The sequence below is a fragment of the Cyclobacterium lianum genome (assembly GCF_900143075.1).
Taxonomy (GTDB): Bacteria; Bacteroidota; Bacteroidia; order Cytophagales; family Cyclobacteriaceae; genus Cyclobacterium; species Cyclobacterium lianum.
The window spans coordinates 146,824-159,726 of record NZ_FRCY01000008.1 but is presented as its reverse complement, the minus strand read 5'-3'; the positions used below and the strand labels follow the sequence as shown (position 1 = coordinate 159,726).

The following is a 12,903-nucleotide window of genomic DNA, read 5'->3' as shown; positions in this document are numbered from 1 at the left end:
CCAGATCTTTATTCCTTCATTATCAATAGCCTGGATTTTGAGGTGCCAGGTTTGGATTGACATCCAGTTCTATTCTCGGTAAAGGCATCAGATAATCTCTGGAGGGGTCGAAATTTGGATGGGGTTCCAGACTTTCAGGACCATTGAATACCTCTTGTCCCAATTGTCTTCTCTTGATATCGTACCATCTTTTGTATTCAAAAGACAATTCCAATCTCCGCTCATCCAATACCGCATCTATGAAGCCCTCTTTGCTCAAGCCGTCAGGCAGGTCTTCAGGGAAACTATTCTGGATACCGCCGGCATTTCGGGCCCTTTCGCGAATATCATTGACATAGCCAATGGCCTCTGCAGTGGGGCCTCCATTCACTTCTGCTGCAGCCTCTGCTGCGATGAGCAACACCTCTGCATAGCGCATGGCCGCATAGTTATGGTCGGAGTATCTGCCATCAGAGTTGCTGTTTCCGGGAAACATCCTGTATTTGGCGATATGTGGCCGCTGCGTATTGGCAAATTCTGTATACGGTTCCATTACTCCATTGATTAGCGCTTCAGGCTGAAAACTTACGGACTTGCGGTAATCGCGGTCATCCCAGGTGTTGTAGACAGCCATCGAAGGTACACAAACGCTCCATCCCAGTTGATCTGCTCCCCGGATTCCGGTCATGGGCGGCATGATGTCATCATTGGCACCACCACCGCCATTCTGCTGACCGAGGAAGTCGAGCGTAAATATCGGTTCATTCAGATTATCCGCGATTTCGGCGCGAAAGAGATCCTGGTAATCCGCCTCCAGCTCGTAACCAAACCTGCCTTTATTCTCAATCACCCATTTGGCCTCTTCATAGGCCTTGGGGTAATCGGCGAGGGTAAGGTGTACGGAAGCCAGGTAAGATGCTGCAGTGCCTTTGGTAGGTCTGGAGCGTACATTATTGGGCTGGTTATCAGGAAGCCACTGTTTGGCAAATTCCAGGTCAGCCAATATGCCCTGATAAACCTCAGAAGAGCTGGTTTTGGAGATATCTTTGACCGCCTCCGGATCGTTGATAAAGTAATCAATGTATGGTATGTCTCCAAACACCCGTACCAGATGGTAATAGCTGAAAGCCCTGACAAACCTGGCCTCAGCTACCAGGCGGTTGTTTACCTCTTCCTGAAGATCCAGGCTCTCTGCGCCTGATATGGCTGCATTGGCTGCACCTATCACCTGATACCAGTATGGCCAGAATGAGCGGACCATGCCGTTGTTGTCATCCATATTGAAGTCGTTTACCTGCTGCCGCTCGGCAGGGGTACCGCGGTCTCCAATGTCCACCATATCTCCGCGCAACATGATCGCGGTCACAAACTGACGTCCGTACAATCTCTCGGATGCTATCCATCCATAGGCACCGAAAATGGCCGTCTCTACATCGCTGGCACTGTTAAACAGGCTTTCAGGAGCCAGCAATCCTACTGGCTTTTCTTCCAGATCAGTACATCCCGCAAACCAGCAGGCCATGGCCAAAACCAAAGATTTATATATTCTCGTTTTCATGGTTATTTCTGTTTCGTTGGCTAAATTAAAATCCTACGTTTATGCCCAATGTGTAATTTTTCGCATTGGGGTAGCTTCCGTAATCCAGTCCCAGGTTTCTGTTGCCATCCGTTGCTCCTCCGGACCTGTAGTTTACTTCCGGATCATAACCCTCGTATTGGGTGAATGTCAGCACATTCTGTGCACTCACATACAACCTCAACCTGGAAAGGTTCAGCCTGTCTACAATGGCCTGGGGGAAGTTATAACCTAAAGAAAGGTTTTTCAACCTGGTAAAGGTACCGTCGTAAATCCAACGGGTAGACACCCGTCTGGTGCGTCCGTTGAAAGCTCTGGGAATATCCGTTTGCGTATTGGTGGGAGTCCACCGGTCCAGGGCGGCAGTGGTGGCATTGTTGATTCCTGACATCAGATCCAGCTCCATAAGGGTATAGCTTAGGATATCGTTGCCGAAGGAACCCTGAAAGAAGATATTCAGGTCAAAGTTACGGTACCGGAAGTCATGGTTCCATCCCCAGAAAAAATCCGGATGTGGATTGCCGATGATTTCCCGGTCGTCGCTATTCAAGGTGCCATCCTCATTCAGGTCACGGAATCTTTCTCCACCGGCAGTTTGTTCAAATCCTCCACCGGGAATAAAATCATCACCTTCCTGATATACGCCATCATACACCCATCCGAAGAAGCTGCCTACAGGATATCCTTCCTTGAGCAACTGGGTCGTACCCAGGCCTACCATGTGTCCCGGACCGGAGCCATATTGGATATCATTTCCATCGGGAAGGGAGAGCACGGTATTTCTGTTGCGTGAGAAATTAATGTCCATATCCCATTGGAATGCGCCTACCAGGTTTCTAGAACCCAGGGTCAACTCTACCCCTTTGTTTTCTACTTCACCTATATTTCTCAGCTGGTTTGTATAATCTGAGTACTGCGGCAACTGCACAGCAAAGAGAAGGTCAGAAGTCACCATGCGGTAGTATTCTGCAGATAATGTTACCCTGTCCTCCCAGAAACCAATATCCGCCCCGATATTGAATTGGGCCGTGGTCTCCCAGGTAAGGTTATCGTTTGCCACCGTGGTAGGTCGTACCGCGTTGACCGGAGCGCCGTCGATCACTGAAAATACCGGAGAAAATCTCGCCAGGGTCTGATAGGGTGCAATGGCCTGGTTTCCGGTAATACCATAGCTGGCTCTCCATTTCCAGAAACTGATCAGGTCGGACGTTTCCAGAAAAGGCTCATTTTTCATATTCCAGGCAATGGCTCCTGAGGGGAAAAAGGCCCATTTGTTGTTTCTGGAAAATGTAGAAGATCCATCATATCTGGCATTGAAGGTCAGCAGGTACTTGTCTCCAAGCGAATAATTCAAACGACCGTAAAAAGAGGATATCCTCCAATCTGACAGTCCCGAACTTGGGGTTTGCCATACTGCAGCCGAACCCAGGTTCCAGAAAGAAAAGGCGTCTGTGATAAAGGAGGTACCCCTGGCACCCCAGTTTTCATTTTCAGAAGACTGAAAGGAATATCCTCCCATAGCCGTAAGTGTTTGGTTGCCGGCAAATGATTTGGTATACGTCAGGTAATTTTCATTCAGAAACAGGGTGTTTCGGGAAGCATTTATCCGTGCATCTCCTCCTACATTCCTGCCTTCCGTTACCGTGGTTGGCGAGTACAACCCGGTACGGCTTGCATTGGCGGTTGCTCCCAGGGTGGTTCTGAATTTTAAGTCCTCTGTAAAATCATATTCCGCGAAAAAATTACCCTGAAATCTGTCATTTACATTTTCATTGACCAATTGGGTAGCGACTGCATAAGGGTTGTCATGGGGGTCATTCAGCCGTGCCACGGTAAATGTCCCGTCTTCCCTGTAAATCGGTTGGTCGGGTTCAAACTTGAATGCCGAGGCCACTACTCCAGGAGTAAGTCCACCCGAACCCTCCTGAGTACGAACACCGTCGCTGCTGCTTCTTCTCGCAAACAGGTTCAAGCCGATTTTAAGTTTATCTGAAGCCTGAACGTCCAGGTTACTGGTGATGCTGAAACGGTTAAAATCAGAATTGATGATTACACCTTTTTGGTCAAAATAGGCACCAGATACATAGTAATTGACATTATCGGTGCCTCCGCTTATAGAAAGCTGGTAATTTTGAATCCCGCCCGTTCTGAAGATCTGGTCCTGCCAATCGGTGTCGCCTCCGGCAGGTTCTATATTCGGTCTGGCATCTGATATATAGTCGTTGAATTGCTCGGCATTCAGCAAATCCAGCCTGTTGATTTCGTTTTGCATGGAATAGGAGGAATTAAACTCTATCCGGGCGGCCCCGCTTTTTCCCCTTTTGGTAGTCACCATGATGACACCATTGGCACCCCGTGAACCGTAGATGGCGGTAGCCGATGCATCCTTGAGCACCTCAATGGAAGCGATATCCTCCGGAGGAGGCATGGCAGCACCAATAAAGCCATCCACCACAAATATCGGATCACTGCTGGCATTGATAGAAGTACCGCCTCTGATCCTGACTTTCAGACTGGCCCCGGGTGCTCCGTTATTGGCCTGGATCTGCACACCGGCAGCCCGTCCTTGTAGGGCTTGTACTGCATCTATGGCTGGATAAGCCGTCAACTCTTCTGCTTTAACCGACGATACGGCACCGGTGAGGTCACTCCTCTTCTGCGTGCCATAACCGATTACCAAAACCTCTTCAAGCGAGGACTCATCCATGCTCATGCTGATATTGATTGTGGTCTGGTTACCTACAGTGACCCGCTGTGTATCGTATCCGATATAGGAAAAAACCAATACCGCATCGTCCGGTACAGTCAGGGAATACGTCCCATCCAGGTCTGTCACCGTACCAGTAGTAGTTCCCTGTACCGAAACGGTGGCGCCTGGTAAAGGCTGCCCCTGCTCGTCTGTAACCACTCCACTTACAGTGATCTCAACAGCAGCTTTCACCAGATCTCCAGTCCGGTCGATTTTCCGGACATCGATCTGATCGTTGACCTGCCGGAAACCCAGTGAGCTTTGCTCCGAAACCTCTTTTAACATTTCTTCCACGGTAGCAGAGCTGGAGGACAAAACCACACTCATCTGCTCATCCAGATCCCTTCTGTCATAGGAAAAGGTAAAAGGTGTTTTGGCTTCAACCTGTCTGAAAAACTGGCGCAGAGACAGCTCATTTTGACTCAAATTGATCCTAACCTTGTCAATCGTCTCCAATTGGGCATTGACACTTCCTGCCAATACCAGGTTCAATACCAGCAGCTGCAGGGAAAATCCATAAAGGAAGTAGCGGGACAACATATAAATTGTCTTTTGTAATTTAAATTTCATAATTTTAAAAGGTTTATTGAAACATTCATTAAGCCTGGTTCGGCGATGGTGCATTCCCCAATGACGTTCCATCCCGGACCTTTTCAGGGATATTATCCCATTTTTCTATTGGTACTTTGTCATATATTTAGAATTTTAGGTTTACGTTTTTGCCTTTTATGTAATATTCGAAATTTTCTATAAACGCCATCCGGTCCAGAACCAGATCCAGGTGCTGATCCTGATATTTACCGCTAAGTTTCCATTTGCCGGACGGCCGCCCGGCAACATTGATCTCCACTCCGTACCAGCGTTCCAGTTGATCAACTACCTCATCGAAAGAGGCGTCCTTGAATTGCAGCAAACCGTCCTTCCATCCGAGGATATCTGATAGTGAGAAAGGAATTACTTCAAAACTTTGGTTCGATTTCCGAAAGTGAAGTTGTTGCCCCGGCTCCAGAAAAAATCTATTTTCGAGATTGTTGTGATTTATCCTGACTTTTCCGCTAACGAGTGAAACGGTAGGAGGCTCCGGGTCCAGGTACCGGACGTTAAAGGAAGTCCCCAGAGCTTCGGTAAGCAAATTGCCCGACTCGACTATAAATGTCCTGCTGCTGTCCTTCTGAATTTCAAAAAATCCCTCTCCCAGGAGCTTTACCCTTCTTTCCAGGGAGTCAAATTTTTCCGGAAAGACCAAAGAACTCCCCGAATTTAACCAGACCGACGAACCATCCGGAAGCTTGAAATTTAGCTTTTCGCCAAATTGCGTTTTCTTGGTGATTACGGACGCCCTGGCATCTTCAATGGGCACTAAAGGTGGTGGATTAAAAACCATTTTGCTCCACAGAAAAGTGGACATCAGCGTCAGCAGTAGTATGGCGGCCACTTTGGTCCATTGTCCCATAATGAGCCAAAGGAAAGGAGTCATGGGTACTGAAGCACTTTTGCCTTTCAGAGACATGGTATGGGATGTTTCCTTTGCAAGAATTTGCTGCAAAACCCTGTATTTTCGAGCTGCGGAGAAATCGCCCTGGCCCGCCTTCAGACCTTCAATCATTTCTCTCGCCTCTCTCAGGCATTTGATCTTATCGGGATGCGCAAGTATCCAGTTTTCCCAATAAATATCCAGCGCAGGATCAGGGCTTCTGACCCAACGAACAAATTCCGGATCGGTTAATAACGAAAGAATGGTTTCCTCGTGCTTACTCATTTTGCAGATGCTTTCTACGGGTATAAGGCAAAGCACAGGAAAACGACATCAATATTTTGAAAAAAATTTACTTTTTTTCTGCAAAAGGTAGGAAAACGATGAAAGAAACGCCGGACTGTTTCCAGCAAAAGAATAGCCTAGTTAATCGATGATCTCAATGTGGAAATGGCCTGATAAATCAAATTTCTGGCTGATTTTACCTGGGATAAGCCCATTAGTTCGCTGATTTGCTGATAGGAAAGCCCTTCAAAATAAAAATAGTAAAGGGCTTCTTTTTTTCGTCCCGATAATTTTTTCAGCGCCTGATTTAATTTTATTCCCTGTTCTTCATGGATCTGTTGGTCGATCAACACCTGCTCAGGGGAATACTCCAGGGAAAAGGATTCATTGTCTTTGAAATCCACATTCTTCCCGATTTTTCCCGCTTCCCTGATCAGTTTTCTTTTCAGGCATTTCATCAGGTAAAATTTAATGCTGTCCGTGTCTCCCAGCCCCTCTCTCCTTAGTCTTATCTGGATAAAAATATCCTGAATACAATCTTCAACGAGTTGAGGCTGTCCGGAAAACCTGAGGCCATAATCAAAAAGCTGGTCGAAATACCTCTCGTAAATTTTAATAAATGCGGTCTCACTGCCCTGCCTGAATTGCAACCAAAGGCTGCTTTCTGCCTCCGCCAAAGGCCTCTCTGAACCTGACAGTTTAAAATCCCCTCCTTTTTGAAGGTCAGTATATTTATTGGGTTTACTCATTGAGGACTTAAATGTAAACCTTTATGTTAAAAAATAAAAAAATAGGTTCCACTGGCGGGCAGCGTCCATGATTAAAAAATGACTCCTGTCACCTTTCGTAAAAAAAACAGTATCATATACCCTATAAGAATAAAAATGGATTTATTTTTGCCAGATATAATCATAAAAATCGATAACTAGTGATTCTAATATTTCTATTTCTGATCCATTGGTACTTCTCTTTGTTCTGCCAAAGCTTTTTTTTACACCGCTATGCGGCGCACCAAATGTTTATCATGAACAAATTTTGGGAAAAGTTTTTCTACGTTTTTACCTGGGTCGCACAAGGCAGTTCATACTTGTCTCCCCGGGCCTATGCCATACTTCACCGCATGCACCATGCCTACAGCGATACTCCTAACGATCCCCATAGTCCCCATCATACCGAAAACCTGTTTACCATGATGTGGAAAACGAAAAAAATCTACAATGAGCATTTTACTTTCAAGGTAAAACCGGAGGAAAGATTTTCAAAAGATGTTCCGGACTGGAATCGTTTTGATCGCTTTGCCGATACCATGGCGATACGGATAGGCTGGGGATTGGTTTATGTGTTGATATATGTACTTTCAATCAGTGTTTTCGAATTGGCAGGTACACATTGGTGGATGTATTTTCTGTTGCCGATCCATTTTATGATGGGACCTGTACATGGAGCCATTGTAAACTGGAGTGGCCATAAATACGGCTATGCTAACTTTGATAACAATGACCAATCAAAGAATTCCCTGTTTCTGGACTTTCTCATGCTGGGCGAACTGTTTCAGAACAACCACCACCGGCTGCCGAAGCGGGTAAATTTTGCAGTCAAATGGTTTGAGTTTGATCCTACCTACCCCCTCATTAAATTATTGCATGCTTCGGGAATTATCAAAATGAAAACTATCTCATAAAACTAAAATTATTCCTCAGCAGTAGCAGTACTTATGCTCAGCCTCCGAGACAATTTTAATTATAAATACTTTTTTTTGAATAATTCCATTTAAAATATATTTTTTTCAATAAATGTTTTGCAATTAAAAAACTAAATGGTTAAGTTCATGAAAAATCACCTACTTAATTAAAAATATGAGAGAGTTAACAAGAGCAGAAGAACAGATCATGCAGATCCTGTGGGACATTGAGAAAGGTTTCGTCAAAGATGTCCTCGAAAAAATGAAGACGCCAAAACCGGCCTACAACACTGTATCGACGATTATCCGGATCCTTGAAAGAAAGGGTTTTGTCAAGCACAATGCGTATGGCAAGTCTCACGAATATTACCCGATAGTCTCCAAAGATGAGTACAGGAGCTTCACGATCAAGAACCTGCTTTCAGGATATTTTAGTGGTTCTTTTGCCAAACTCGCTTCGTTCTTCGCAAAAGATGAAAAACTAGATATCAAAGAGGTCGAAAAAATCATGAACGAAGTCAAGGACGACGTAAAAGACAAGTAATGCAAAAAGGGTGATCGGATGATCACCCTTTTTTTTGCTATTGCTGATTGTTAGTTTGTACTTCCTATCGCATGGACCTGAAAGCCGATCGCTTTGAGCGCCTCCTTGTCCAGCAAATTCCTTCCATCAAATATATGAGCTGGTTTCAGCATACTGTCGTATATTTTCTGCCAGTCATAGGATTTGAATTCGTCCCACTCGGTAAGCACTGCAACAGCGTGTGATCCCTTGCAAACTTTATAAGGATCTTTTTCTGCCTGAAGTTGTTTTCTGTTCTCCTCCGGACTTCTGCTGCCCAGGTAATCGAGGTCAGAAAATATTTGCTTTTCCGTTACCTTGGGATCATACACAGCTATTTTAGATTGCTCATTTAACAGGTGATCTGCAACGTAGATGGCCGCAGATTCTCTGGTATCATTGGTATCTTTCTTGAATGCCCAGCCTAAAAAGGCGATTTTTTTTCCGCTTACCGTGTTGTAAAGGTTACGGATGATTTTCTTGGCAAACCTTCGCTTCTGGTGATCATTCATGATGATTACCTGCTCCCAGTAATCTGCCACCTCGTGCAGCCCGTAAGTACGGGAAATATAGACCAGATTTAATATATCCTTTTGAAAACAAGACCCGCCAAATCCTACTGAAGCTTTCAAAAATTTCGGTCCGATCCGGGAATCGGTTCCGATGGCTCTGGCCACTTCGTTCACATCTGCTTCTGTATGCTCGCATAGTTCGGACAGGGAGTTGATGGAGGATACTCGCTGTGCCAGATAAGCATTGGCAGTTAACTTTGACAATTCAGAAGACCAAACATTGGTTGTCAGTATGCGATCTTTCGGTACCCACCTGGCATAAACGTTTACCAGCGCCTCAATCGCGTTTTTGCCCTCCTCAGTCTGATCTCCCCCAATAAGTACGCGGTCCGGATTCATCAAATCATCAACAGCTGTACCTTCTGCCAAAAACTCAGGATTAGATAAAATTTGGAAATTCAGGCCATTTCCGGTATGGGTAAGTATATCCTTAAGTGTACTGGCTGTCCGTACCGGTAGCGTGGATTTTTCAACCACAATCTTATCACCCTGAGCTACCCGGGCAATCTGCCGCGCACAGAGTTCTATCCATTTCAAATCTGCTGCCTGACCTTTCCCCTCCCCATAGGTCTTGGTAGGGGTGTTTACTGAAATAAAAATCATTTCCGCTTCATCGATGGCCTTATCCACATCGGTAGAAAAAAACAGATTCCTTCCCCTCGCTTCTGCTACTACCGCAGACAGGCCGGGTTCGTAAACCGGAATATTATCGACATTTTCATCATTCCAGGCAGCGATGCGGGCTTCATTGATATCAACGACCGTCACAGTAATGTCCGGACATTGCTTGGCAATCACAGCCATGGTAGGCCCTCCTACGTATCCTGCACCGATACAACATATTTTTTGAATTTTCATTTTAAATGGTTTAAAAACTATAGATTTCTTGATTTCTCGACAAAACTTAAAAGAATAAAAATATTATTTAAGCGTACCAGCCAGCACGTTTTAAATTCAGATTCCAAAAATAGAGTATTCACACGACTATCAAAAATAAAGCCATTATTTTGATTGGCACTACCGATAAATATCAGCTAAGCAGCGGATAAAAAGGCATGCTCCACGAAAAATACCATCTGGCAAAGCATACAGATCCTTGCACCCCCCAATTACCCGAAAAAGAAAGAGGAACGCCTGGGCGTCCCTCTTTTCAATCCAGCTTGAGTAATTAAGCACTAATGCACTACAATCAGTCGCTGAAGGTTTCTGGCTCCTGTCTCCGTGATGGTACTTACGAAGTATACTCCGGCAGCCAGATTTTTTACAGGTACTTCAAAATGCCTTCCGCTGGCCTCATCCGCAGGCTGGAAAATATTTACCAGCCTGCCCCTGAGGTCAAAGATCCTTACTTCGGCGATTCTTTCCGTTTCATGATCAATACTCAGGTTGACATAGGTTGCGGCAGGATTCGGATACATCCTGATATCGAAGTTGCTTTCATCTACTTCTTCGGTTTCTTTATTTGCCAGTCCATCCCATACTGAAATCGGGATGGTTTCAGTGTGCAATGGAATACCGTATTTGCTGACGCGTACTTTAACATCATATTCTCCCGGTGTTTCATAGGTATGCACAGGGTTTTTCACCTTGGATGCATTGCCATCTCCGAAGTCCCAGAAGTAGCTTAATTCAGGATCGGCAGTTCCCAGCAGATCTCCGGAGAAGCTCACCATCAATGGCCCCTCTCCTTCCATCGGACTGGCCACCAGCATCGGTTTTCCGCTTGCTTTTACCCTGGATCCTGCGGCATTAAATCCTTCTATAGCTAATCCGGAAATGGTCGGCCTGTTCGCACTGACAGGAAAATCGATATTCAACTGTCCGTCATTCACGATGATGTTTTCAAAAGTGAGCTTGAGTGGTTGGTTTCCAGTCTCAAGGAATAGATCCAGGTCATCTTTCACCAACTCTCCTTCGATCAGGATATCAAACACCCTGTTTCCGGCCCCACCTGTAAAGAACAATTCGTTGTGGTAGGTACTTACGGTGTACACGCCATTCGGCACCTCAATTGACATGCTCAATGGTTTTAATCCGTCGTCCGGACCTCTTTCAGTCTGATAAAGAGGTTCATCGCTTGCTGCTGTATTGACGTAGGTGTGGTCCGAGTCATAATAAACCGGCAGATTAACATCTCCAATAAAGGTTTTACCTTCAAAACTTACATCCTGCGCACTACCCGTATTCAGGTACAAGCTGAAATCAGGTTCGGTTTGTTGTCCCACAATCTCAAAGGCTGACAGTTTGGGTTGATTAACCCCGTCAAGAGAAGAGAAGTTCATGTTTAGCTCCCCATCAGCGACCGTCACCGTAAAGCTCTCAGTGAGCACGGTCTGAGATCCCACTTCAGCATTCAGGTCCAGATCGTTTATTAGCAAATCATTCTCTATGCTCACATCAAATGTACGCTTTCCGGTACCTCCTGCACCACCTGCATTGGCTCCCCAGTAGATTTCTGCAAAGTGCAGTATCACCTGATAGCTGCCATTTGGCAATGGAATCGCATAATCGAATACCTTTGAAGGAGCACTGCGTTCGGTCTGGAATAGTACTGGCACATCTGCGCTGCTGTTGGAATAGGCCTGTCCACCGATGAAGTACGTATCGGCCACGAAATCCTTGCCCTCATGGCTCAGCGCAGGGCCTCCGGCATTCACCCGCAATTCGAATTCAGGATCATCCGGAATCACTACCACCGGCTCTTCAATTTCTATTTCAAGCAATGCCGTGTCGGAAAGACCTCCTTCGTCTGTCACCGTCAGGCTTACCGTATAGTTACCCGCGCTGGTAAAGGTATAGCTCGGATTGGCCGAGGTAGACGTATCTCCTGTTCCAAAGTTCCACAGATAACTTACTGCACCCTCGGCATCACTGCTGGTATCTCCCGTGAAGTTCACTGTCAGCGGAGCAGTGCCAGAGCTGGCTGATGCAGACGCAACCGCCACCGGTGCCAAATTTACCTTCTCCCTGATGATCTCAAATGCAGACAACTTAGGCTGATCCGAGCCCCCTACAGACGCAAGGGATGAGAAGTTCATGTTCAGCTCTCCATCGGTAACTTCCACCTCGAAAGTCTCCAATAGCGGTGTCTGTGGCCCAACTTCACTGTTGATGTTCAAATTATTCAACACCAGGTCGCCTTCTATGGCCACATCAAATACCCGGCTACCTGCCGCCTGAGCCGCACCGCCGTTAGCACCCCAGTAGATCTCTGCAAAGTGCAGCGTCACCTGATAGGTACCGTTCGGTACCGGAACGACGTAGTCAAACACCTTCGGTGAGGAACTTCGCTCTGTCTGGTAAAGTGCAGGCACCTGGGCACTACTGTTGGTATAAGACTTGCCACCCACAAAGTATGTATCGGCCACAAAATCCTTGCCCTCATGGCTCAGCGCAGGTCCTCCGGCGTTCACTCGCAGTTCAAATTCAGGATCATCCGGAATCACTACTACAGAACCGACCGTAATCTGTATCTCGTCTGTATCTTCCAGACCCAAATCATCTGTAACTGTGAGGCTTACCATATAAGTTCCTTCCTGGTTAAAGGTAAAGGTTGGGTTTGGCTGAGTCGATGTAAATCCATTGCCAAAGTTCCAAAGGTAACTGATAGTACCTTCCGGATCACTGCTACCGTCTCCTGAGAAGTTGACTGTCAACGGTGTACTGCCAGTGGTAACGTTAGCATTAGCAACAGCTACTGGTGGCGCATTATCAATCACCGTGATATTGATCGAGGCCGTATTGGTCTCACCCAATTCGTCGGTGACGGTCAGGGTCACCTCATAGCTTCCTGAGGCTGAGAAGGTATAGCTCGGGTTCGCATCTGTAGAAGTAATACCCGTTCCAAAATCCCATTCGTAGCTTACTGCTCCTTCCGCATCGCTGCTGTTGTCCCCGGTAAAGTTCACCGTCAATGGCGCAAAACCTTCAGTCACATCTGCTTCGGCCACTGCTACCGGTGCCGCATTGGCTACTACAGTAATGTCTATTGTGGCCGTACTGGTCTCACCCAATTCGTCGGTGAC

At 46.2% G+C, this 12,903-nt stretch carries 8 protein-coding genes; 2 read left to right on the top strand and 6 right to left on the bottom strand.

Annotated elements, in window-relative coordinates; all coding sequences use genetic code 11:
* Window positions 1-22: 22 nt before the first annotated feature.
* The 4 genes from BUB19_RS14335 to BUB19_RS14320 form a co-directional block, all read right to left on the bottom strand.
* The gene (locus BUB19_RS14335; protein WP_073095253.1) at window positions 23-1,537 is read right to left on the bottom strand and encodes a RagB/SusD family nutrient uptake outer membrane protein; all 1,515 of its coding nucleotides are present in this window, start codon (window positions 1,535-1,537) and stop codon (window positions 23-25) included.
* Window positions 1,538-1,562: 25 nt separating this feature from the next.
* A complete protein-coding gene (locus BUB19_RS14330) occupies window positions 1,563-4,874 on the bottom strand; it encodes a SusC/RagA family TonB-linked outer membrane protein (protein WP_073095252.1) in 3,312 nt (1,103 codons plus the stop codon).
* Between the two features lie 127 nt (window positions 4,875-5,001).
* Window positions 5,002-6,063: a FecR family protein gene (locus BUB19_RS14325; RefSeq protein WP_073095251.1), complete on the bottom strand. Its 1,062-nt coding sequence runs from the start codon at window positions 6,061-6,063 to the stop codon at window positions 5,002-5,004.
* Window positions 6,064-6,200: 137 nt separating this feature from the next.
* Window positions 6,201-6,812: an RNA polymerase sigma factor gene (locus BUB19_RS14320; protein ID WP_084097326.1), complete on the bottom strand. Its 612-nt coding sequence runs from the start codon at window positions 6,810-6,812 to the stop codon at window positions 6,201-6,203.
* Window positions 6,813-6,991: 179 nt separating this feature from the next.
* Here BUB19_RS14320 and BUB19_RS14315 point away from each other — a divergent pair, with 179 nt between their 5' ends.
* Entirely contained in the window at window positions 6,992-7,744 is a 753-nt protein-coding gene (locus tag BUB19_RS14315) for an acyl-CoA desaturase (protein WP_073095250.1), read from the top strand.
* A 175-nt stretch (window positions 7,745-7,919) separates the two neighbouring features.
* A complete protein-coding gene (locus BUB19_RS14310; RefSeq protein WP_073095249.1) occupies window positions 7,920-8,288 on the top strand; it encodes a BlaI/MecI/CopY family transcriptional regulator in 369 nt (122 codons plus the stop codon).
* Between the two features lie 50 nt (window positions 8,289-8,338).
* Here BUB19_RS14310 and BUB19_RS14305 read toward each other — a convergent pair whose 3' ends face one another.
* Together BUB19_RS14305 and BUB19_RS14300 are read right to left on the bottom strand one after the other, a co-directional pair.
* Window positions 8,339-9,736 carry a UDP-glucose 6-dehydrogenase gene (locus tag BUB19_RS14305; RefSeq protein ID WP_073095248.1) on the bottom strand — a complete coding sequence of 466 codons (1,398 nt, stop codon included), beginning with the start codon at window positions 9,734-9,736 and terminating at the stop codon, window positions 8,339-8,341.
* Window positions 9,737-10,053: 317 nt separating this feature from the next.
* Window positions 10,054-12,903 (bottom strand): malectin domain-containing carbohydrate-binding protein (locus BUB19_RS14300; RefSeq protein ID WP_178371498.1); only part of this gene is annotated, 2,850 nt, incomplete at its 5' end.

Excerpts from the sequence above, each read along its gene's own strand:
- BUB19_RS14310 (WP_073095249.1), top strand. The coding sequence starts at position 7,920 with ATGAGAGAGTTAACAAGAGCAGAAGAACAGATCATGCAGATCCTGTGG.
- BUB19_RS14325 (WP_073095251.1), bottom strand. The coding sequence starts at position 6,063 with ATGAGTAAGCACGAGGAAACCATTCTTTCGTTATTAACCGATCCGGAA.
- BUB19_RS14335 (WP_073095253.1), bottom strand. The coding sequence starts at position 1,537 with ATGAAAACGAGAATATATAAATCTTTGGTTTTGGCCATGGCCTGCTGG.
- BUB19_RS14330 (WP_073095252.1), bottom strand. The coding sequence starts at position 4,874 with ATGAAATTTAAATTACAAAAGACAATTTATATGTTGTCCCGCTACTTC.
- BUB19_RS14305 (WP_073095248.1), bottom strand. The coding sequence starts at position 9,736 with ATGAAAATTCAAAAAATATGTTGTATCGGTGCAGGATACGTAGGAGGG.
- BUB19_RS14320 (WP_084097326.1), bottom strand. The coding sequence starts at position 6,812 with ATGAGTAAACCCAATAAATATACTGACCTTCAAAAAGGAGGGGATTTT.